19 protein-coding genes are annotated in these 21,242 nt (G+C 62.9%); 11 read left to right on the top strand and 8 right to left on the bottom strand.

Annotation, left to right across the window (positions count from 1 at the left end):
• Positions 1-23: 23 nt before the first annotated feature.
• Positions 24-425 (top strand): response regulator transcription factor, encoded by a 402-nt coding sequence (locus tag ACFRAU_RS11485; protein ID WP_378000003.1) that lies wholly within the window; start codon positions 24-26, stop codon positions 423-425.
• A 217-nt stretch (positions 426-642) separates the two neighbouring features.
• Here ACFRAU_RS11485 and ACFRAU_RS11480 read toward each other — a convergent pair whose 3' ends face one another.
• The 6 genes from ACFRAU_RS11480 to ACFRAU_RS11455 all read right to left on the bottom strand — a co-directional run bounded on the left by ACFRAU_RS11480 (position 643) and on the right by ACFRAU_RS11455 (position 7,339).
• Complete coding sequence (locus ACFRAU_RS11480; protein ID WP_378000002.1) at positions 643-927, bottom strand: hypothetical protein; 285 nt, start codon at positions 925-927, stop codon at positions 643-645.
• Between the two features lie 1,350 nt (positions 928-2,277).
• Positions 2,278-2,964 (bottom strand): hypothetical protein, encoded by a 687-nt coding sequence (locus ACFRAU_RS11475; RefSeq protein ID WP_378000001.1) that lies wholly within the window; start codon positions 2,962-2,964, stop codon positions 2,278-2,280.
• Between the two features lie 23 nt (positions 2,965-2,987).
• Complete coding sequence (locus ACFRAU_RS11470; RefSeq protein ID WP_378000000.1) at positions 2,988-3,962, bottom strand: ParA family protein; 975 nt, start codon at positions 3,960-3,962, stop codon at positions 2,988-2,990.
• A gap of 738 nt (positions 3,963-4,700) precedes the next feature.
• Positions 4,701-6,329, bottom strand: coding sequence for a hypothetical protein (locus ACFRAU_RS11465; RefSeq protein WP_377999999.1), 1,629 nt, complete (start codon positions 6,327-6,329; stop codon positions 4,701-4,703).
• Between the two features lie 352 nt (positions 6,330-6,681).
• A complete protein-coding gene (locus tag ACFRAU_RS11460; RefSeq protein ID WP_377999998.1) occupies positions 6,682-6,915 on the bottom strand; it encodes a hypothetical protein in 234 nt (77 codons plus the stop codon).
• A 91-nt stretch (positions 6,916-7,006) separates the two neighbouring features.
• Positions 7,007-7,339: an ArsR/SmtB family transcription factor gene (locus ACFRAU_RS11455; protein ID WP_377999997.1), complete on the bottom strand. Its 333-nt coding sequence runs from the start codon at positions 7,337-7,339 to the stop codon at positions 7,007-7,009.
• 294 nt (positions 7,340-7,633) lie between these two features.
• Here ACFRAU_RS11455 and ACFRAU_RS11450 point away from each other — a divergent pair, with 294 nt between their 5' ends.
• Genes ACFRAU_RS11450 through ACFRAU_RS11405 form a run of 10 tightly spaced genes read left to right on the top strand, consistent with a single transcriptional unit; the run spans position 7,634 to position 18,873 of the window.
• Positions 7,634-8,806, top strand: a complete 1,173-nt coding sequence (locus ACFRAU_RS11450; protein WP_377999996.1) for a MinD/ParA family protein — start codon at positions 7,634-7,636, stop codon at positions 8,804-8,806.
• Positions 8,803-9,162, top strand: coding sequence for a hypothetical protein (locus tag ACFRAU_RS11445; RefSeq protein ID WP_377999995.1), 360 nt, complete (start codon positions 8,803-8,805; stop codon positions 9,160-9,162). Before ACFRAU_RS11450 ends, ACFRAU_RS11445 begins: the two co-directional genes overlap by 4 nt.
• On the top strand, positions 9,162-9,830 hold the full coding sequence (locus ACFRAU_RS11440) for a hypothetical protein (RefSeq protein ID WP_377999994.1): 669 nt from the start codon (positions 9,162-9,164) through the stop codon (positions 9,828-9,830). The genes ACFRAU_RS11445 and ACFRAU_RS11440 overlap by 1 nt, the downstream gene beginning before the upstream one ends.
• A 60-nt stretch (positions 9,831-9,890) precedes the next feature.
• Complete coding sequence (locus ACFRAU_RS11435; RefSeq protein WP_377999993.1) at positions 9,891-11,354, top strand: hypothetical protein; 1,464 nt, start codon at positions 9,891-9,893, stop codon at positions 11,352-11,354.
• Between the two features lie 4 nt (positions 11,355-11,358).
• On the top strand, positions 11,359-12,978 hold the full coding sequence (locus ACFRAU_RS11430) for a hypothetical protein (RefSeq protein WP_377999992.1): 1,620 nt from the start codon (positions 11,359-11,361) through the stop codon (positions 12,976-12,978).
• Complete coding sequence (locus ACFRAU_RS11425; RefSeq protein ID WP_377999991.1) at positions 12,978-14,606, top strand: ATP/GTP-binding protein; 1,629 nt, start codon at positions 12,978-12,980, stop codon at positions 14,604-14,606. Before ACFRAU_RS11430 ends, ACFRAU_RS11425 begins: the two co-directional genes overlap by 1 nt.
• 11 nt (positions 14,607-14,617) lie before the next feature.
• Positions 14,618-16,441, top strand: a complete 1,824-nt coding sequence (locus tag ACFRAU_RS11420) for a type IV secretory system conjugative DNA transfer family protein (RefSeq protein WP_377999990.1) — start codon at positions 14,618-14,620, stop codon at positions 16,439-16,441.
• Complete coding sequence (locus ACFRAU_RS11415) at positions 16,438-17,211, top strand: DUF4913 domain-containing protein (RefSeq protein ID WP_377999989.1); 774 nt, start codon at positions 16,438-16,440, stop codon at positions 17,209-17,211. The genes ACFRAU_RS11420 and ACFRAU_RS11415 overlap by 4 nt, the downstream gene beginning before the upstream one ends.
• Positions 17,204-18,289: a peptidoglycan DD-metalloendopeptidase family protein gene (locus ACFRAU_RS11410; RefSeq protein ID WP_377999988.1), complete on the top strand. Its 1,086-nt coding sequence runs from the start codon at positions 17,204-17,206 to the stop codon at positions 18,287-18,289. Before ACFRAU_RS11415 ends, ACFRAU_RS11410 begins: the two co-directional genes overlap by 8 nt.
• Complete coding sequence (locus tag ACFRAU_RS11405) at positions 18,286-18,873, top strand: hypothetical protein (protein ID WP_377995491.1); 588 nt, start codon at positions 18,286-18,288, stop codon at positions 18,871-18,873. The genes ACFRAU_RS11410 and ACFRAU_RS11405 overlap by 4 nt, the downstream gene beginning before the upstream one ends.
• Positions 18,874-18,996: 123 nt before the next feature.
• Here the strand turns inward: ACFRAU_RS11405 and ACFRAU_RS11400 are convergent, their stop codons facing one another.
• Both ACFRAU_RS11400 and ACFRAU_RS11395 read right to left on the bottom strand, forming a co-directional pair.
• A complete protein-coding gene (locus ACFRAU_RS11400; RefSeq protein ID WP_377999987.1) occupies positions 18,997-20,088 on the bottom strand; it encodes a hypothetical protein in 1,092 nt (363 codons plus the stop codon).
• 347 nt (positions 20,089-20,435) lie between these two features.
• Positions 20,436-20,708: a helix-turn-helix domain-containing protein gene (locus tag ACFRAU_RS11395; protein WP_377995493.1), complete on the bottom strand. Its 273-nt coding sequence runs from the start codon at positions 20,706-20,708 to the stop codon at positions 20,436-20,438.
• Positions 20,709-21,242: the final 534 nt, after the last annotated feature.

Raw genomic sequence — 21,242 nt, 5'->3', positions numbered from 1 at the left:
ACCTACTAAAGGCCGGGGGCACATTGGGTTCACGGGGACTTTGCCTGGTCATCGAGGATGACCGGGACATTCGAGATCTGCTCACACTGATCCTGACACGGATGGGGTTTGAGGTTCATGCCGTGCGCAACGGCGTTGAAGGTGTCGCCGCGGCATGGGAACACCGTCCGGACCTCATAACGGTGGACCTGAATCTGCCGGACATCGATGGCCTGGACGTTGCCAGGCACATCCGGGCAAGGTCCGAAGCGCCGATGCTGTTCATCACCGCCCGGGCCGAACTCGAGGACGAGATGGCCGGGATGGCATCGGGGGCCGCAGCGTATCTGACAAAACCCTTCCAGCCCCGGCAGCTCACCGCGGCGGTCAATCAGCTCTGCCCGGCCGGGCCCCTGAGCGCACACAGCCGGAATCAGAGCACCTGACAACCCGTCCAACGCGGAGCCCATCACGTGCCGGCATAAGGCCAGATAGCGCCCGGAATCGTGGGACCGACGACGGAAACTGGGAGTCGGCTGGCATGGGGGACACCAGCACGACGGTCCGCCGCCGGCCGGTTCCAACTTTACGCCGCCAACATACGGCCGAACACGGGTTTGCCTCGGAACCGCACGGCTTCGCCAGCCCACCCGGACGCACGAACTATGGACGAGACGGCTGCAGCGTTGGCCGCTTGCCTGCTTTGTACGGTGGCAGGTCTTCAGGACCCTGAACGTCGCCGAGGTGGGCCAGCAAAGCCTGCTCCGGATGCCCGGGATACTCGGTCAGACGACCGATCAGGGACACGTACATGCTTGGATCAAGGTCCGGGGCAGCCAGAATTTCGACAATCAGGCGCTCGAGCTGAAACCGCAGGAGCTCGCCCGGTCCGGCGGGCGGTCCGGAGTGCTGGTGGATAGCCCTCGGGTGAGGTCCGGGAAGCATCATCGTCCCTGTCCTTTCGCCTGCTCCTGTCGAGGGCGCCACACGCACTCGGTACCGGCGGCGTTACAGTCCATGTCGACCACCATGAAGCCGCTTCGTTCCGCCTGTCCTGTCTGAAAACTCTGCCACTACTTCATGGTGAATACCCTGTGGACCTTGGAACTGTGCGGGGTATGTGCAGAGATCTGGAGCGCCGCCCCAGAGCCGGGCTTTCTGAGGGCGGGGTATCGGTTATAGGGTTCCGTCGGGTTTCCCCAAGGTCGTAGCGAAAAGATCTGTGTTACCTGGCCGACGAGGCGCCCTCCGGGCCAGTCCGCCTGGCCCGGCATTGCACCCCCCGTCAACAGCCGGGCCCGGCGGGATCCTTGTGGCACTCAAAACACCGCGGCACCGTGACATCGGACCATGCTGGAACGGAGTGCAGAGACCTTCGGACATCCGTGCAGATAACATCGCAAACTGACACCGAAACCGCCATCATGACCTAGCGACTCAACCGCCATTTCGGCTAACAGTCACAGATTCGGGCCTGTTGCGTGTCCAAAAGACGTCTCATAACCCTGTCGGACACAGTAACCGGGCTGGCACCCCTCTCCCCCGTTCGACACCGCGTACGTCAAACAGCGTTGGTAGAACCACGCCATCAACCGCTTGCATTTACAACGATACCTTGTCGTTTTTCGGAGGCATCTGCACACAGATGTTCATACTCGCTTGCACACCGTGGTCGGCCAAGGTCTGGCAGGGCCGTCAGGCCAGCCGCCGGCGAGAGGGGCGCGTTCGTGCATGCCGGGAAGTCCCGAGCCCGATACGGCCGGGTTCCCGGTCTGTGCATTAGTAGGGCGCCATCGTCGAGGCCATGTGGAGGGTCAGGCCTTGACCGCTCCAGTCAAGGGGTCTGGACATCCCGTGCCGCGCCCGCCGTGTTTCAGGGCATTGGTCAGACACTTCCGCATGATCCGAAGATTGCCATCTCTTGTCCTGTGGAGAGTTCCACCGGCGTCCCGGACTCTCTGTCATGGATGTTCGAGCTGCCCTGTTGCATACCCTCGATCAGCGCTTCGATGTCACCACCTTCATGCGATCCCACGGCCTATGGGCAGTCGCTGCAACTTCCGGCGCCGCGTCCGGGTGTCAAATACAAGCCCTTGGGGACGCGTATCCCCTCGGCTTGTGGAGCGCAGGTTAGAAGTGCCCAATTCTCCAGCCGGCAATCTCCTGAGGACAGGACGTCTCGAAAAACTGCGGCGGACATCAAGGCGTTCAAAGCTGGTGCCAGGCGCTCCGGAAATAAAACCCCCTGCCATGTCTTCAGACTTGAGTAGATGGGACTCCTGGACGACCATAAGACCTTTAGCCCATGTTCTGGTGATTTCTATAAGCGGTCAGAACTCCGACGAAGAAGGCGTTCCGGTTATCTGCTGTCCAGGTGCGCGCCAGACTGATGATCACTCTCATGTGGTCCCTACGAAAGCGCAGCGGCCTGGTCTCCGGCTCGATAGACCCACGGGCATGCTTGGATACGGCCGGAGCTCGCCCGAAAATGTCGTTGGCGGGAATCGGGCTATCCTTGGGCGCAAAAATATCCCCCAACCGATTCTCGCCTGCAGCCCAGCTGATCGCATTCAGAACGATCCCCGGATACGAGATATCTGTACTGTCGTGGTGCTCCCCTAGCCACCGATTGAGGTCCTTGGGCAGGTAAAGAGTGACATGGCCGGAATGCTCTTCTGCAGCGGGTTGAATCTTCTCTGGGGAAATGACCGTAGGCTTTGCCCTTTCCGCAGGCTCATGTGCGCCCTGACCTTCTAACCGCTCTGGAGCTGCAATCGCATCATCTGCTGCGGACTCCGGGTCAGCGCCTGACTGTCCACCTGTAGCCGATTCGGCCGTACGAGCGTCTTGCGTACCCGCTACGGCCTGTTGCTCAGGCTCGAGCACCGTTTCAGATGCCCGCTCGGCAGGTACTGCTTCAACGGGAGTAGACGGTACCGATTGCAGCACGCGCTTCTTCAAGCCGCTGAGGGCACTGAGGTCCATCTTTCCCGGACTAGAGGGCATGCTCACTTGGCAACCACCTCAAGATTCTCGTCAAGCGCTTCTTCCTGAGCCTGGAGCTCCTGGACGATCTGTTCCGTCAACCGCATGTAATCCTCGGCGAGGTTTCCTGCTGACTGCGCGATGCGTGGTTCGTCAGAAGTGCCTCTACCCTTGTTGCGCAGCCGCTCCCAGAACGGCGACTGAGTCGCTGCTTTGGCGGCCAGCTCATGTGCCGCCAAACCACGAAAACTGGCGTCAGCGTCAGCGGCAACCACGTCACGGATGCTGCCCTCGAACACGGGTGCTATGCCGTCCAGGGAGTCCTGCAATAGCGTGCGAGCCTGCTTGTCAACATTCCGGGCATTTGTTGGGATGCCGAAAAGGATGACGCCAAGCAGCGCGACAGCCGGATTGTCGTTCTGGACACTGACTATGCGGCGGGCAAGCGACTGGAGGCCGCGAATTGACTTCGGCTCAGGCCTTACCGGAGCCAGAATCCATCGGGACGCTAACATCGCTTCCTCGATAGCTGTCCAGCCAGCTTCCGAGGGAGGAGTGTCGATCAGAACGATGTCGTAATTCGGAGCAATCTTGGCCAAAGTGCGGGCTACTCCCCCGCGCATCTTGCCCTGGCGGGAGGCGTCGCCCTGGAACGTATCCATGAGCTGTGCGGTGTGATTGCCGCCAGCGAGAACATCCAGGCCCGGTCGCACATCCTTGATTGGGACTGGAACCTTGTCGTACCGGACCGCAATGTCCAACGCCTCACCACGGTCGTACTGCTCATCGTTAATGATGCCCAAGTTGGTGGATGTGTCGCCTTGAGAATCGAGGTCGACGACGAGCACCTTGTACCCCGCTTCAGCTAAAAGAGCAGCCAAGTTGGTCGTAACCGTTGTCTTGCCCACACCACCTTTGCCGTTGGAGATACAGATGGTGCGGCGCGAAGCCAGCTGAACGTCGGGTGACAAAGCGTGAGAGATAGTTGCCGTAGCCATAGTGCACATCGTATGTGCGACCAATGCAAAATAGCCGCACATTCAGTGGGGTGTCGCCATGCAGCACCAACATGGCTACTATGCAGTTGTTATGCACTTGCACCGCAGTAGCTTCAAACTAGTGCCGTAGTACTTGCTTTCTTGTAGGACAGCTGAAATGAACTTCCAACGAACTCGTAGCAAACCAGCTTCTACTAGTAGCGACTCACAAAACATGTAGTAACCACGCAGTAAATTCACTAGCAAACTCACAGTAGTTATGACAGTTAGGTCACGCAGTTGAAACCGCAGGAGACCCCCACTTGAACCACAGCCAGAACACAGTTAGTGCGCAGTTAGTGCGCAGTCTTTTTTTCCCATGGAAGTAGTGGAGCATAACAAGGGCCGTAGGTTCGAAGCATTACGCCCTGCAGTAGAACAGCAGTCAAGAAGGGCACAACCAACTTAAAGATAGACGGGTCGATTGGGGAATGCACTCAATTTCCATGATCGACGGGCATAGAGCATCGGTATGTAAACGCGGAGAGGCTGGCCCACCGGGCGAGGTGGGCACACTACAAAACAAAATCCGCTTTGGGTGCGACATTGCACGCGCTCGCGCCCTACGCCGACGAACACCAGCCGTCAAATGCTGGACAACAAGCCAACAGAGAATTACCAACTGTGCACCAGCACCCCATTAGCTAAGCACCAGCTACGCAGTATTGAGACAGTAAAACAGCGTCATTCCCTGCCTATTTACGCAGCTGCCCACAATGGGTAATCGTCGTCACTGGGCGGCAGCCAATATTCATCCCTCTCCGCGTCGAACAGGTCTTCTTCGGCGATGAATTCTGGCGTTAGGTGCCGGTCGAGCCATGCGTGCCATGCGGCGCGTTCTTTACGGTTCCTGCTGATGTGGGCCTGAACGTCATCCATGACGCCGAGGCGGACGGCAAGACGGGTGAGGCTGGTGGCTGCGCTGATTTTCCATTGCCGGCCGTCTCGGTGGATCATGCCGAGGCTTGCCATCTCTGCCAGGGCGCTGTCTATGGCGTTGCGGCTGATGCTTGTGGCGCGGATGATTTCGGCTGTGGTGGGGGAGTGCCGGCCGCGTTCAATGGCCTCGTAGGCAAGTGCTGCGGGATCTCCGAGGGTGCGAAACACGGGCCGTATCCCATGGATTTTGCCTTTGCGCCAGGTCAGTTCGCGTGCGAGCTCTTGGAAGTGTTCGGGTAGTTGGATCGTGTAGACGTCCGCGGCTTTGTGCCTGGCGTCTTCTGTTTTGGTGAGGATGCCATCAGAGTTGGCGGCGAGGATCGGCAGGAGCCGGGCCACCGTTGCGTGGTGTTTACCGACTGCCACGGCCAGAGTGCGGCATCCTACGTCCAGGACATTCGTGTTCTTCGCCCTCATGTAGCTCAGTAATGCGCGGAGTAGGAGGCGGAGGCTGTGGCCTTCACGCCCTCTGTCTTTGAGGCGTTGATCCAGGACCGAGTAGAGGACATTTTCCAGATCGTTTACCAGTTGGTGAATAGCTGCGTTGCTGGGGTTGGGTGCCCCCCCTGTGGGTTTAGTAGGGCTTGTGTCGTTAATAAGTGCATGTCTTTCTCCTTGTTTTCTGGGGTCCCGATCTTTTACGTAGGCGGTGGCTTTTGCCCACTCTTTGCGTAGGAGCCTGTGCTGCTTTGTGGGGGTGCCGTAGAGGGCGGCCAGTCCGGTGAACTGTCCGGTGAGCTCGTGCTCGACTTGTGACAGGGTCCAGCCGGAGCCCACGAAATGGTTCAGGACGGCAAGGCGTGCTTCGGAAGGGGAGGGGTAGCGGTTCGCGTCGAACAGGCCGGTCTGGGCAATCCTGCGCAGCGGTGATTCAGTCCCTGCCAGTAGGGGCACAGCAGCCGGGGCCGGGTTGGGGAACGCAGCAGCCCTGCGGAGCCGGTCTTTGAGCTCTCGGCGCCGGCGCAGTTCAGGTGCGAGTTTTCTGCGCAACGCCTCCACAGCGGCAGCCGGGTTCCGGTGCCGCAGGATCTCGTACGCGGACGTCAGCGGCGTGGACAGGACTTGGTGGCCGCCGGACTTGTGTGGGGAGCCGGGGACACGGATGCAGCCGTCACCGAGATTTTGATGAGGTCCTGGGTCAAGGCTGGGAGCCCGAAGCGTCATGGCTTCAACGAGCTCCCGCGCAGCTGCCCCATCCATACGCTGCTCTAACGGAACGTACAGGTGAACACCACCACTGGGGGAGAAGTCCTGAACGAATCGCAGCCCGCATTCGGCCAATAGGCTTCCGAGACCAGCGGCGTCGGAGTCGACGACGTGTTTAGCGGCTTTAGAAGTATCCAAGTCAAGGCACAGGGTTGCCACGGAACCATCAGTGCCGTGGATCATGACCGCTGCCGGCGCCCCAGGAAGAGCGTCTGTAATCCGCGGGGGAGTATCAGGCCGCGGATACCCAAACCGCTGGCCACGCCAGCGGCCAACCCGGTACAGGGGTTGACCGGCGATCAGCGGAGCCAGTTTCCACGCCTGCTTGGGCGTGGACTGACACGAAAAACGCGGCCGCGCCTTTGTTGACGCGGATGTGTAGGGCTGTACCATAGACAGCAGTTGGTCCTCTCCGGAGGGTACGAAAAAATCCACCCACTGGGTGGGTGTTTTGAAAAGTTCAGATCGCGTCCCGCCAAGAACTGGATCTGAACTACATACTTTGGAAGGCCCGCCTAGTGCGGGCCTTCTTCCTTTAAGATGCTTGCGGTATGGGCAGCGCTCCTTGGTTCTTGAGCATCCAGGAGGGCAGTCCGACGGTGGGAATGTCCGGCTGAATGTGGTCGATGATGGCTTCCAGCACGACTGCGCTGGATACGCCAGCCCGCTTCGCCAGGTCGTCGATTACGTCCTTGCGCGGTTCTTCGATTGCCCAGCCAAGACGGACGGGATTGACCCGTGTACCTTTGGGAAGTCTGCGAGCTGCCATGAGACCCACTTAACTATGTATGTGTGTGTGAGCTTGGGAGTGACACGCCCAACGGTGCGCAGTTTAAGCATGCACTTCCAGCTGGCGGGAGCTAATCCACCAGTTTCAGGGCGCGTCCAAGGGCTTTATAGTGCTTGGCCAGCTCGTCGCGTACCACCGAATACCTGACTCTCTTACCGACCCTGTCTTCAACGCGAAGACCTCTTGGGGGGTCAGCGGTGACCGCTCCAGCGTCTGCCAATTGATAGAGGTGCGCTTTAACTGTCGGCCGCCCCAGGCCAGTCCCTTCCGCGACTTCAGCGGATGTCGCCGGACCATGCTCAGCAAGGAAGCCCAGGACGGCAATCTTTGCGTGATTGCCACCGAACGCGTCAATGGCTGCCTCCAGGGAGGCGGGCACACTGGGCCGGACGTAGCGGGGCATGGGTCCTATCATGCCCCAACTTCTGGATGGTGATCATACCTACACACTAGTGCATAGTTAAAGTATGCGCTATCCTGAACGCAGTTTCTATTGACTCATTCCGTCACTGGTATGTGAAGCCCGCCACGAATGCGTGACTTGACATGCAAATGCCCGTCAAAACCGGGAGAATCGCCCCTTGGTCCAGTCGATGGAGTTCTGTCGGTGCCTCTTGGTACCGCTGGAGGAGAGGTGTTTGTAAGCTGCGGGGCTCGTTTGAGTCCTGTTGGGGATCTAGGAAGGTGGGATCTTTCGATGACTGAGGTGAATTTTCCGGGCGCCCGGCGTTCGGGCATGTATGTAGAAACAGAGGAGCGGCCGAAGCCGGCTCCGGCCGTTAGTGAGGCTTTTGAGGAGCCCGCGGATCCGTTCGTTGAACCGGCTGACGCCGGCGATGCACAAGTGGTCCAGGAGGTCAGGGCGGGCACTGCCCTTGCTGCGCCTGCAAAGGCACCGGATCCGGTCCCGGCACCGGAGTCCGAGGCTGATGAGGAGGAGCCTCCGGTACCTGCAAGGGAAGGTTTTCGGGGTTTCCTGAACCGGGTCTCGGGCGGGTTGCTGAAGCTCGGGCCGTCCCGGGCCGAAGCTGATGCGCGCCTTCTGAACGTGGACCAGGGCCGTTTTGAGGCTTTGATCCGGCAGTCGAGCTGGACTCGGGCCGTGGGCCTGCTGGTGGCCAACAAGAAAGGTACCGCAGGGAAGACACCGCTCTCGATCCTGTTGGGCGGGGTTCTTGCTGCGATTCGTGGCGGGTCCGTGGCCATCCTGGAAACGTCGGATGATAAGGGACAGTTGGCGTACCGGGCTGAAGGGGATCCGCAGTTGGGTATGGGGGAGTTGGTCGCGAACATCGCCGGTGTCCGCACGCAGTCCCAGCTGCGCGGCTACACCGTGACGCAGACCAGCTTTGCCTCGGTGATTGGCTCCACGCCCGAATGGCGCCCGCCATTGACGCGGCAGAACGTGCTGGATGTCGCCTCGATCGTGGACGAACACTTCACAATCCGTGTGATGGACACCGGCAACCAGTACAGCTCCGGCCCGTTCGGTGCCGCCGTGGACGTCGCCGACGTGCTGGTGATCCCAACGATGCTTGCCCAGGACGCCGTATCAGAGGCACTTGAGCTGCTGGAGTTCCTGGAACACCAGGGCCCGGACGCGGCGCGGCTGGCCCGGACAGCCATCGTGGTGATGATGTCCGACGGCCGCCCGGAATTCAAGCCATCCAAATTGAAGAAGCAGTTCACAGACAAGGGCATTGCTGAGGACCACATCTACGCCGTCCCCTACGACGCGCACGTGGCGGAACGCGGTGCGCTCACGCTCGCCAAGCTGGCCCCGGAAACCCGTCAGGCTTTGACGGCCATCGCCGCCGGTGTTGTCGCCCAAACCAACCAGAACGTCTTCGCAAAGGATCAGAACCGATGAGCGTCATTCTTTCCGCCCTTGTAGAACTCTCAGCGCACGTTGACCCTTCCGCTGTCGTGCAGGCCGGCCCGGTGCCGATGATCGCGAACCCCTTCCCAGGCATCCCCGATTTCACCTCCCTGGGCGGGAAGTTCACCGAATGGTGGCAGAGGCTTTTTGCTGCCGCGTGGGGTATCGCCATCATCGTGGCGGGCGTCTACCTGATCATCGGTTTGACCGCGATGGCGAAGGCCGACTCGAACAACCCACATGCTCACGCAGAGGGCAAGAAGAAGGCCGTGGGAGCGGGTATCGGTCTGGGCTGCCTCGCCGGGTTTGGAGTCATCGCCGGGGCGATCCTCGCGGTGGCGGGCTAATGGTAGGCCGCAACTCAACCGGCGAGGCCGGGCGCGGATTTCCGCGCTGGGCATGGATCGTTATCGGTCTCGTCATTGTCCTAACACTGGTGTTCGGTGTCGGTGCTTGGTACCAGGCCAGACCGCGCCCGGCCGGCTCTGCCCCAACTCCTGCGGCATCTCCTGGTACAGCTACTGCACCTAACGGGTGCCTCGCCGGTGCATCCAACGATGCTGAGGGCCTGCTTCAGGCACAGAAGTATGCCGGGCACAACGAGGACGGAGCGGCTGCGTTCGCAGCCGCTGTCTTGCGCTGGATTGCTCAATATCCCCGGCCCTCCGTCGAGGACGGGGAAACCGTCGCTTCATCCATTCTCGCGGACGGCGCAATCGGCACCATCGCCACATTGCCAGCGAACCTCGCGGCAGCAAAGTCCTTGCCTGGCGTCAATTCCGGAGCGGTTAACTTCGCTGAAGGCCGCTACGTGGTCGAGGAGAGCACTCCCGACACGGTTCGCGTCACTGTCGGCGGTGCCGAGATTCGTAACGGCAAGGCCACCGATCAGAAGATCGCCTCAACGTTAACGGTGGTCTGGGAAGACGGCGCATGGAAAGTTCGAAACGATGGGACCGAGCGGACTCTTGAGGACCTGTTTGCCAGTGGTGCCGCGTTTTCAGGGGGATGCTGATTCATGTCGATGCATATTCCTTTGGAGGACAACGCAGGCCCAGGAGGTCTAGTAGGCGGGTTGATCGACGCCGCCGTTGGAGCCGTCAAGGCCACCAAACCTGCGGCAGATGCCATTGGCGGGGTTGTGAATTTCGCTTCTGATCCATTGGGAGCCATTTTTAAAGCGACCCGTGATGGGGCTCAGGGTTTGGCGAAGGATCTGCTGCCGGCGTTGTCCAAGGCTACTGAGCCGGATCTGTCGGTGGATTGGTTCATCAGGGCGTATGCGATCAGTTTCGCCCTGTCCATTGTGGTGTGGGGTTTTCTGCTGGTGTTCCAGTTCGTTGCGGTCGCCCGGGGCGCTTTGGCCGGCCAGGAGTTCGCGGAGGTCCTGACGACGAAAACGGCGCTGTTCTTCGGCGGCGCGCTGTTCGGGCCGTTGATCGGTGTGATGGCGGTCAAGACCTTGGGTTCATTGTCGGACAGCCTGATTTCGTGGGGCATCGTTTCATCGTCTGAGCGGATGCTGGCAACGATGGACTCGATGCTGAAGACCGATGCGGCCGCTTTCCCTGGCGGCGTGATCGTGGGGATCGCGCTGATGGTCTGCATGATCATCGGCCTGTTCGTCGTCGTGATCATGCTGGCGGTGATGCTGGTGACGCTGTATTTCTCCGGGGTTATGGCGCCGTTGGGCATGGTCTGGTTCACGTCGGCCAAGCACGGCTCGTTCGGCCGGAGGATCCCTCTGTTGTGGTTTGGCATTCTCGCTTGCCATCCGCTGCTGTTTTTCATGCTGGGTGTTGCGTACAACATGATTGCCGCGTCCGCGTCCTGGATGAAGTGGAGCGATGGGCTCGGAACGCTGATGAACATCATCGCATCGTTTATCGCGTTGATGATCGCCGGTCTGGCACCCATGATGCTCATGAAGTTCGCCCCGGTCATTCCCTCGGGGGCTGGCGGCCAGAACGGCCCCTCACTGACTCCTCCACAAAAGGACTACGGACCGCAGAACATGCGGGACGTGAAGGACATGAACCGCGGCGACTCTTCTGCCGGTGATGATTCCGGCTCCGACGGCGCCGACTCGGCTTCACAGGATCGGGCTGCGTCGCCGGAAGACGGATCGCTGGTCCGAAAACTCCGCGAGCTGAACGGCGATTCGCACGCCGATGCGGCTGCCAGCCCGGATGGCGCTCCGGTGGCACCCAAGGCGCCCATGGGAGGCGGCCCCAAGGCCAGTGTCGGCGCTGGTGCCGAAGCTGGCGCCGGCAGTTCGATTGCCGGTGCAGGTGGTGCAACAGCTGGCACTGTTGGCGCGACGGCCGGTGGTGCGGAGGCGATGGCGGCCGCGGGTGCCGCCGAATCTTCGACCGGTGTTGGTGCGGCGATCGGTATTCCTACCCTCCTGGCTGCGGGCACGATGGCAGCGGCGGAGAAGGCCAAGGATATGGGCGAGGCAGCGGCACGGCTGGGCGCGGCAGGTGGAGAGTACGCGGCCGGCGGTATGGACGACGAAGCGGAACGGTACGGGGGGTAAGACGATGGCGACACGGTTCATTGGTGGGGAATCGGGGCACCGGAGTTTCTTTGGCGGTATCAAGTCAAAGTCGCAGCTGGTCGGCCTGGGTGGGTGCCTGGCTGTCGGCTTCTTCGGGATGATGTTTACCGGCTGGCCCGGGCTGCTGGCCGGCGTGCTTTCGGGAGTGGTCGTTTACCTGCTCACGGCCTCGACGCACCGGGGGTCCTACTGGGAGCGTCGGAAGCGGCGGGTCCGTTGGAAGGAACGTCAGAAGGCCGGAACGGACCGGTTCGTCCCCTACAGCCCGGCCGCGTGTGAAGAGGCCAGCGCGTTGGCCGACATGGCCACCAGCAGTGCCGAGAAGGCACGGATCATGGCAGCGGTCCGGTCACGTCCGGACGGGGCCGACGGGATGGGCTGGCTTGACGCCCGCACCGGCAAACCCGGGATCGCCTGGCACGCCCCGGTCGGGGAACAGCCGTATCTGTCGGTGGCGTTCGAGGTGTCCGGGCAGCTGCGCGGCGCAGAGTCCGCCCGGAGGCAGGAGCAGGCGCAGGCCGGTTTCGGGGCGCTGTTGGCAGGTTTCGCGCCGGCTTCCAAACTGGTCAGCGGCATCCAGTCCATCACCCGGGTGCTGCCGCCGGATCTGGCCTTGAACGAGGCCTGGGTCCAGGACCATTTGGCGGCCGACGCGAATCCTGCGGCCGTGCGGTCGTATCAGGAGGTGCTGGAACGGACCGGCAGGGACACGTTCGTGCAGCGGCACCTGGTCGTGGGCCGCTGGCCCCTGACACCGGATTTCTATGCCACGGCCGCCCGGTATGGTGCGGGGCGGGATGGTTGGCGGTTGTTGATGGCCGCGGAGATCTCGTCCCTGGCCCGGTCCCTGCGCGCCGCGAAGCTGGGAGAGGTGCGGCCGCTGACCGCACGCGCGGTCGTGGCGATGATGCTGCACCAGCAGAATCCGTCCCGTCCGCCCTTGATGGTGGCCGGGGTCCGGGCCGACCGGATGGGTCTGCCGTCCCGGGATGAGTGGAACTCGACCTGGGTCACGGGCACGGACCCGATCACGGGCGATGAGGTGGTGTGGGGTCACCGGACGGCGATGATCAGCGCCGAGAACATGGAAACGGGGGAGCGGACCCCGTACTGGCTGCTTGCCCTGCTGCACAACGCCGGGTCCGGGGCGCGGACGCTCAGCTTCCAGCTGGAGACCGTCCCGGCCGATCAGGCCAGGCTTCTGGCGTCAAAGGACGTCGTGAGGGACATGGCCGCCGTGATCTCCAGGCAGAAAAAGGGCCAGCTGGTCGACCCGGCCACGGATGTGAACCTGAAGTCGGCCCGCGCCCGGGGTGCTGACCTGATGCCCGGCACCGGCCAGCATGGCGTGAACTGGGTTGGGTTCATCACCATTTCTGCCCGCACCCAGGCCGGGCTGACCGACGCCGCCCGGCGGCTGGAGGAGTCGGCCGGAACCGCGGCCGGCATCGGCAAGCTCGAATGGCTGGACACGTACCAGTCCGCCGCCTCCGGTACCACGTGGCCGATCTATCGGGGCACGAAACCGGTCACACCAACCCTCGGTGCCAAGATGATGGACCAGCTGGCAGGACGCGGCGAGAAGGAAGAGAAGGTCGCCTGATGGGCACGATCGAAAAAGCCGGCGTCGACGAACTCAGCAACGACGCCAGCACCGAACCCGACACCCCAACACCCCAAACCACGGCACCGTCCCAGGATGATTTTCCTTTGACCCCGGAAGCGGGTCAGGCAGCCGTGACGGATCCGGCTGGGACGGGATCCCTTCCAAAGGATCCCCTGGTCCGCCGGATCCCGCTGCTGCGGGTGTTCGCTGCCCCGGACATCGAACCGGCGCAAACCCTGGAATCGGGGGAGTGGCCCCCGTACGCGGAGCAGGGCACCAGGCTGCGGGTCCGGGAACGGGCGGCCCGGAACGGGTTCTACGCCCCCGCGTTCCAGGGCGCTCCGACCACCACCCGTCAGGCCGAGGTCCTCAACACGGCCCTGATCGCCGCCCCTACCGGCGTTGAAGGTGTCGCCGCCGGCCGGGACGTGCTGTCCCAGACCGCGATCAGCAAAGACCCGATCACGGATTACAACTCCACGCCCCGGCGGATCACCTCGACCAACGTCCTGGTCGTCGGGGACGTGGGCGCGGGCAAGTCCGCGTACACCAAAACGGTGTACGTGATGCGGCCACTGATCCTGCGCCATCGCCGCGCTGTGGTCTTCGACAAGAAAAACGAAAAGGGCGAAGGTGAGTACTCACCCATTGTCCGGGAGTTCAACGGCGACCACATCAAATTCGCCATGGACGGGTCCGGGGTCATTTTCAACATCCTGGACCCCGCCATTTCCGGGGTGAACGATGACGGGCTGAACAACCAGCTCGTGTACCTGAACACCATCCCGGCGCTCATGCGTGAAGGCCAAGGCCCCAACGAGTGGGAGCGGAAGGCACTGCGCCTGGCGTACCGGGCGATGATGAAGAAATTCGAGGGGACCCGCACCCCGACGACGGCGGACCTGCACGACCTGCTGGGCCTCATCGACCCCATGGATCCCAGCCTGGACGGCATGAGCGCGGCGACGCTGGAACTGCTGCACCAGTCCGGGATCTCCATGCGGTTCTGCTTCAACGAGCTGCTGGAGACGTACGGGGCGATCTTCGACGGTGAAACCTCGGCCGACGTCCGTTTGAACCGGAAGCTGACCTCGTTCGATATTTCCCAGCTGCCCGACACCGGGCCGGCCATTCCCATGGTGATGGGGCTGGCGAACCTGTGGCTGCTGGGCACGGTCCGCCGTCCCGATAACCGGGGCATCCGCACGAACGTGATCAACGAAGAGGCCGGGCACATCCTCGGCGGGCCTCTGGCCGTTCAGCAGCGGTCGAACATCAAGCTCTCCCGCGGCCTGGGTTTGTCCAACATCTACAACATCCACAAGGGCGCCACGGACGTGCCGGCCGGGTCCCCGGGGATGGCGGTCATCGAGGAGGCCCAGACGGTGCACATCTTCCGGCAGGACAAGCCCGAGGCGGCGCAATGGTGCGTCAGGACGTTCGGGCTCAACCCGGACTCCGCGGCGGACATCATGGTCCTGCGCAACGGCCATCACCTGCTCAAATCCGGTGCGGACGTGCCCGAGGTGGAGATCGAGCATGTCCGCTCCGCCTGGGAAGTGACAATGACCGACACCGATTCGGCACTGCGCGACACCGACTCCGCCTACGCGGACGTGGCCTGAGGGGGAAGATCATGACTGAGAACATCACCGTCGAAAAGCACAACCCGGGCGGCTCGAAGGTCAAACAGACCGAACGTGAACTGATTGCATTGGCGGTCCTGGCCGCCTTCCTGTGGCATGTTGCCCTGGTCTGGACGACGGGCCTGCCCTTCGGGGACTGGCCGGCGACCCTGAAGGCCCTGCTCGGCTCGGTCGTCGGGCTGATCGCCCCGACCAAGGCCGCGTCCCCGGTGGCGGTGAACGGCTATCCCGGCGATGAGTGGGGCTGGCCGGTCACGGTCTGGGCTGTGCTGATGGTGTTGCTGGTCTCGGCCTACATTGGGGTGTTGTTCGGGCTGAAGGCGGCCCGTGTTCGCCGCCGGAAGGCCCGGACGGGTGAGAAGGGCATGAGCACGGCCAAAGGCATCCGGACGCGCATCGGGGGAGTGGAAGGGTCGTCCCTCGCCCCGGCCGTGTACGTCCTGGACGGCCAGGAGATTGCCATCCGTCTCGAAGACACTGCCTGCACGGTGGCCCCGCCCAAGTGGGGAAAGACCACCTACATGGTCGCCGGCATGGTCGCCGACGCGTCCGGTGCGGTGATCACCACGTCCACCCGGCCGGACGTGCTGCGCCTGACCGTCGGTGTGCGGAAAGACACTGGGAAGGTCTACGTCGCCGACTTCGACGGATTGAGCCAGTACCCGGACAAGCTCCGCTGGGACATCGTGGCCGGCTGCGAAGACCCCCAGATCGCCTCGGAGCGGGCCTCGGCCATGGTCAACGCCATGCCCCGCACCGGTGCCCCGTCCTCAGCCGACCGGTACTTCGACTCCGGCTGCGTGATGATCCTCGAAGCCCTGCTGCACGCCGCCGCGCTCAAAGACGCGGGCTCGATGCGGGACGTGCTGCGCTGGTCGCAGAACTTCTCCGAGCACGAACCGGCCAACATCCTCCGGCAAAAGTCCCCGACGGTGAAGACCTGGGCAGGGAACCTCGATGAATGGTGCCGGCAGAACAACCCGGACACGATCGGCAACACCAAGACCACCCTGGGCAAGATCACCGGGCCAATGAAAAACGAAAACGTCCTGTCGATGCTCTGCCCCACGGACGATGATCCGGGCATCAACGTCAACACCTTCACCGACGAACCCAACACCCTGTACTGCCTCACCCGGGTATCGATGAACGCCTCCACCGCCCCGATCGTCACAGCCCTGGTGGAATCCCTCGTCCAGGCAGCGATCCGCCGATCCGGCGCCATGGCATCGGGAAAACTGGACGTCCCGCTGTCCGTGATCCTGGACGAGGCCGCCAACACCTGCGCCCTGCCGTCCCTGCCCTCGCTGATGTCCGAGGGTGGCGGCAACGGCATCCACACCTCCGTGTTCGTCCAGACCTACTCGCAGCTGGTGAACCGGTGGGGCGATGAGGGCGCGGAAACGATCTTCGATTCCGCGGCCGCCAAGACGATCTTCGGTGGCATCTCCGACGTGAAGTTCCTGACCAAGATTTCCGACCTGATCGGCCGGCACTGGGTGGAGCACACCTCCACCTCGTCCTCAACCGGCAAGGACGGTGTCCCCTCGGTGAACATCTCCAAGTCCAAACAGCTCGATCAAAAGATGCGCGTCGATGAGATCCGCAAGCTACCCCAAGGCAAGGTCCTGCTGATGTACCGCGAGATCGAAGCGGTCGTCAGTGTCGTGCCGTGGTGGGAACGTCCCGACAGCGAAAAATTCAGGGCCTCCCGCGCCTGGTGCCTGAAGCAGGAAGGCATCACCGCCGAAACCGCCGCCCAAGCCGCCGAGACCGAGAACACCGCCGAAGTGGAACAGGCGGCCGCCTCATGAACCCCCAACCCCCACTGAACCCCGAACCATCACTGCGCCCTGAACCATCACTGGGCCAGGAGCCGCCTCCCGAGGAAGACACGATGCCCGACGACGCCTGGCTCCCGCCAGAGGACTCTTCATCAGTGACCCCGGCACCGTCGGCCCCGGCCAACGCCGGGGGAGCGGGCACCGGAACGGGCGAACTGGCCGGACCTCCGGAACTAACTGGGCTGCCCGGGGTGGAGGCCATTCCGGAGCTGCTGGACCGGATGGAGGCCGTCGAGGAACTGGCAGCGGGGCTGTACGAGGAACTGACCAGCCAGCCGGCCGGCGGGCCGTGGTTCTGGACGGGGCTGAAACCGAAACAGCGCAAAGAACTGTGGATCGAGCTGGACGGGTTTGTCGTCTGGCTGCAGAACAGGATTCTGCGGCATTCCTCCAACTCCGCCGGATGGATCCCCGAATGCTGGTACCGCCACCCTGACGCCGTCGAGCTACTGACAGCGCTGATGGTGGCACACAAGGCCGCCTACCCAGCCAAGTCCACCAAGCCCGGCTTTGAGCTCACCGAGTGGTTCAGCCGTGCGCTGTGGCCGACGATGGACTCCCTGTCCCAGCGCATGACCTTCAAAAACTGCATGGAAGGCCAGGGCCACTTCGACGCCACCAGCCCCGGCCTCCAACTCACCGCCGCCAGCCCTGGCTTCACAGCGTTCATCCACCAGCAAACGGGCGGCACCCCGGTCCCTGACGCTGGGGCGCCTGCAGGGGAACCTGCCCATGCGTAAAGCCGGGCTATTCCTTCTGATTCCGGCGCTTCCCATCCTCATCGTGTCGTGCCTGCTGTTGGTGGCCGTGCTCTCCGTGGGCGGCGGCACCGCCCCCGCGCAGGCCGCCTGCACCAGTGTCAACGGCAAGAGCTTTAATCAGGAACAGATCCCCAACGGCTGGGGCGCAGCCGTGGCCAAGGCCGCGAAGACCGCCGGGGTGCCGGCGTCCGTGCTTGCTGCGCAGCTGGAAGCCGAAAGCGGCTGGAACCCCAACGCCAAATCCCCGGGAGGTGCATCGGGCCTGGCACAGTTCATGCCCGGCACCTGGGAGTCCTACGGCGGCGGCGGCGACGTGTTGAACCCGGCCCATGCCATCGCCGCGCAGGGCCGCTACATGGGCGCCCTCGTCAAGCAGCTCCTCCCTGTCGCCAAGAACACCGGGCAGGACATTATCCGGCTGGCCCTTGCCGGCTACAACGCCGGTCCCGGCGCCGTTCAGGCGGCCAAGGGGATCCCGGCGTTCGCCGAGACCCGCGATTACGTGGACAAGATCATGCGCACCGCCCAGGAAAAATACGGCGACTCGTGTCCGGCCAGCGGGTTCGAGATCGGCGCGCTGACCGGCAAATCGTCACACCCACTGCCCGGCTCAACCTTCACCTCAGGGTACGGGCCGCGGCCCACGCCCGCGGGGACATTGAACATCGGCGGGAACTTCCACTACGGCATCGATTTCGCCACCCCCGGAGCCGCCGGCACCGTCGTGGCCGTGATGGACATGAAGATCGTCATCGCCCACGAACTGCAGTCCAGCTCCGGCACGTGGGTCGCCGGGGTGAGCCTGGACGGCAAGCTCACCGCCACCTACTCGCACATGGAAGCCGGGTCCCTGCGCGTGAAGGAAGGCGACACGGTCTCCGCCGGCACGCCGCTGGGCACCGAAGGCGCCACCGGCAACGTCACCGGCAGGCACCTGCACTTCGAAATGTACCAAGGTGCCCCGAAGGATCCACGACTGGGGGCAGTTGATCCCAAGCTGGGTGAAGTGAAACCCATTGACCCGACACCCATCCTGAAAGGCAAGGGCGTTCTATGAGGTTCACCAAGATGCTCGCCGCTGCTGTCCTGGCGGCCGCGCTGCCACTGGCCGGCTGCGGGCAGACAGGGACAGGCGAACAGCCTTCCCGGGCCCCGGCCGTGACAGAGACCCGGAAGCCGGCACCGTTCGACACGACAGTGGCGCAGCTGCTCGAGGTGGACCGGGCCAATCCGGACAAGGTCGCGACTGCGTTCTCCACCCTGGTCACGAGCTGGGACGTGGCCAATGACCGAACGGAGACGGCGGCCGCGGTCCGTGCCCGCCCGCTGATGACTCCTGCGCTGGCGTCCCGGACCGTGGAGCCGCAGCGCAACGCTTCCCAGGCGTTATGGCTCGAGCTGGGACCGCTGGGCGCCTTCTCAGCCCCCACCATCGGTCCCGGTGTACCGGTCGACGGTGATGAAGGCACCGACACCGACGACACCGCGTACCGGAACTTTACGGCCACGTGGACGTGGCGCGATGCCGACGGAAAGCACCTGAAGGGCGATGAGCGGAAGCGGAACATCTTCCTGGTCCTGACACGGTCCAAGGGTGCATGGTCGGTTGCCGACTATGTGACCGAAGACCTGCCCGCCTGACGAACGAGAGACCTCAGACTGTCCCCTGCCCAGAGACCCGCAGGGCCGGCAAGCCATCCACCTTCTTGCCGGCCCTTCGTTCCCCTCCCACCTTTGTGGGAGGAATAGAAGCCATCGTCCCGGTTATCGCCGGTAGCCGGGACGATGGCTTCGCTGTTGCTCTGCTGGTTCAGTGGCCATGACTTTCTCCGCTTCGGCCGCACGCTGCCGGCGCAGCTGCTCCAAGGCGGCCTTGACCTTTCCCGCACCCTGCGGCTGCATGATCGTCTCAGCTGCCCGGGAGATGGCTTCCTCCGTGCGCGGGCGCGACTGCCCCTCCGGTTGCCGGGACTGCCTCAAGTAGACGTTGGCCGCCGCCACCAGCCGACGCGGTTCATTGGTGGCCACAGCCAGTGTCACTTCCTGGTCAACGTTCTTCCCGGCGGCCGCGGCAATGCGCCGTATCCGGCCCAGCGCTTCGCTTTCGGAACCGTCGAACACTACACTGGAGGGCGAAGCAACAGCGGGCCCTCTGCCCCGGTCACGACCGGATTCATGGGAGACAGTCTGCTGGACCCCCGGACTTGGCTGCGGCAGATGGGGGTTGCTTCGTTTAACGGATACATCCGCGCCGTCCACGTGAAGCACGGTCGAGATTCCCTGCAAGGGTTCGAACCACTGCTTGTCCCCGACGGCCAAGTTCCGTCTGAACGCCCACACACTCAGGTCAGCTGCCCACAGCAGGGGCTCTTTGCCCGGCGAGGTGTGGTGAACGTGCACAGCACGGTCGATGCTGCCCGCTGACCTAAGCTGCCTGATCACGCGGGTGTCGTCGGCGTCCCCACCAGGATGGACTTTCGCGTTCCGGGACTCCGCCACCAGGAGCCGTACTGCATTGACGCCTGAGCCGCGGGTCAGTTCCTTCGTCAGGGCGCCCAGACATTCATGCCTCGCGGTTATCATGCCTGGATCGTCCCGGCGGATCTGGGTCTGGACAGTGACGATGTTGAAGTCAGCAGCCCCTGCAATGTAATCGATCATTTCCTTAATGACCCGTTTGCCGGCCGGTGTGCGGTAAGCCTCAGTCGTGTGCCAGTACCGGCTACCGGGAATGTCCATCAGCACATCACGCACCAGCGCACCCTGGTCGCGGCCCACGATGACGGCCGACATCGAATAAAAGGGCCGTTCGTCCGTGTGCAGCGGCTCCCGGTAAGACTCATCAATGAAGGCCACCGGCCCCGTCGTCGTCCGATATAACTCCGCCAAGGGCCTGTCCGTCAGGCCGAAACCATGCATTCCCCCCACGGGCCCTGCCTTTTCTAATCGGAAGCCTCAAGCCTATCGGGGCGTCAGGGGTCAGGGTCTACACCGGCGGCCTGAGCTAGACGCCGCGTTCGTTCTGGCAAGTTCGGCACTCCCGCCGGCCACCCACGGTGCTCATGTCGATGACCACTACGCCCCTGGCGTCATTGTCCAATTTGTCTGCACGACGCTGCACCGAAGTCGACATGTTCACCCGCGGAGGCAAGGACAGCACCAGCATCCAGCACAGGTCCATTCCTGTGTATCTGCATGCACCCTCACACCTGCTCGGCCTCGTCGCTCTGAGGCTGGTCCTCAATCACCTCCGGCGCCTGGCCCCTCCTGAGGGTGTTCCGGTTTTCCCAGACCCAGTCCTTGACCTGATCCCTGGAGATCAACCATGTCTTCTCGACTTGGTAAGCAGGAATCACCCCGCTCTGGAGCCAGCGGTACACGGTGTTCCGGGAAAGCCCGAAGAGTTCTTCGAGGTGCTGAGGTGTCAGACGCTCGGGGTACTTGGCGAAGAGAGCTTCAAGGTACTTGGGGTCCACGCTCAGTCCGTCCCACCGCATGAAACCATCTCAGACCACAAATTGGTACTTTGCGGTACTGAGAGAGATTCAGAGTGCCTAATGCTGTTGTTCGGGGTCATCTTCGCCCTTTCGCGTCGGAGGGTACCGATACGATCTTTGCGGACATTCCCAAGGGATGTGAAATGCCGGTCCCAAGAATCGCTCCGAGACCCTCGGCATGACTGTCTCGGAACACTAGCGTTTCGCGACTGGCGGGTTCAGGGGTGTTGCACTCACCGCCTGAACTCGCCACTCAGGGGTTTTGAGACACAGTCCCCGGTTTAGGACGGTCCAGTGTCTGCCGTCGAGGCTCCCGGCGAGACTGCGATGCGCGGCGCCAAGGGTTCCGGATAGTGACAAATCGTCGGGAACCCCGGCGCCACAGCCGCAGGTTATCCTCCGAGTATTGGTTCTGCCGGGTCTGCCGGCCTCGTCCCGACAGTGCGCGGCTGGCTGTTGGCTGCGCCCATAGCTGCGTCCAGAAGGATGAAGCCGAGCGGGCTCTAGGCGAGC

It is taken from the genome of Arthrobacter sp. NPDC056691 (assembly GCF_042791415.1).
GTDB lineage: Bacteria > Actinomycetota > Actinomycetes > Actinomycetales > Micrococcaceae > Arthrobacter.
The sequence above is the reverse complement of the archived record's forward strand: the minus strand, read 5'-3'. Positions and strand labels throughout refer to the sequence as shown.

Excerpts from the sequence above, each read along its gene's own strand:
- ACFRAU_RS11480 (WP_378000002.1), bottom strand. The coding sequence starts at position 927 with ATGATGCTTCCCGGACCTCACCCGAGGGCTATCCACCAGCACTCCGGA.
- ACFRAU_RS11475 (WP_378000001.1), bottom strand. The coding sequence starts at position 2,964 with ATGGACCTCAGTGCCCTCAGCGGCTTGAAGAAGCGCGTGCTGCAATCG.
- ACFRAU_RS11470 (WP_378000000.1), bottom strand. The coding sequence starts at position 3,962 with ATGGCTACGGCAACTATCTCTCACGCTTTGTCACCCGACGTTCAGCTG.
- ACFRAU_RS11465 (WP_377999999.1), bottom strand. The coding sequence starts at position 6,329 with ATGATCCACGGCACTGATGGTTCCGTGGCAACCCTGTGCCTTGACTTG.
- ACFRAU_RS11460 (WP_377999998.1), bottom strand. The coding sequence starts at position 6,915 with ATGGCAGCTCGCAGACTTCCCAAAGGTACACGGGTCAATCCCGTCCGT.
- ACFRAU_RS11455 (WP_377999997.1), bottom strand. The coding sequence starts at position 7,339 with ATGCCCCGCTACGTCCGGCCCAGTGTGCCCGCCTCCCTGGAGGCAGCC.
- ACFRAU_RS11450 (WP_377999996.1), top strand. The coding sequence starts at position 7,634 with ATGACTGAGGTGAATTTTCCGGGCGCCCGGCGTTCGGGCATGTATGTA.
- ACFRAU_RS11445 (WP_377999995.1), top strand. The coding sequence starts at position 8,803 with ATGAGCGTCATTCTTTCCGCCCTTGTAGAACTCTCAGCGCACGTTGAC.
- ACFRAU_RS11440 (WP_377999994.1), top strand. The coding sequence starts at position 9,162 with ATGGTAGGCCGCAACTCAACCGGCGAGGCCGGGCGCGGATTTCCGCGC.
- ACFRAU_RS11430 (WP_377999992.1), top strand. The coding sequence starts at position 11,359 with ATGGCGACACGGTTCATTGGTGGGGAATCGGGGCACCGGAGTTTCTTT.
- ACFRAU_RS11425 (WP_377999991.1), top strand. The coding sequence starts at position 12,978 with ATGGGCACGATCGAAAAAGCCGGCGTCGACGAACTCAGCAACGACGCC.
- ACFRAU_RS11420 (WP_377999990.1), top strand. The coding sequence starts at position 14,618 with ATGACTGAGAACATCACCGTCGAAAAGCACAACCCGGGCGGCTCGAAG.
- ACFRAU_RS11415 (WP_377999989.1), top strand. The coding sequence starts at position 16,438 with ATGAACCCCCAACCCCCACTGAACCCCGAACCATCACTGCGCCCTGAA.
- ACFRAU_RS11410 (WP_377999988.1), top strand. The coding sequence starts at position 17,204 with ATGCGTAAAGCCGGGCTATTCCTTCTGATTCCGGCGCTTCCCATCCTC.
- ACFRAU_RS11405 (WP_377995491.1), top strand. The coding sequence starts at position 18,286 with ATGAGGTTCACCAAGATGCTCGCCGCTGCTGTCCTGGCGGCCGCGCTG.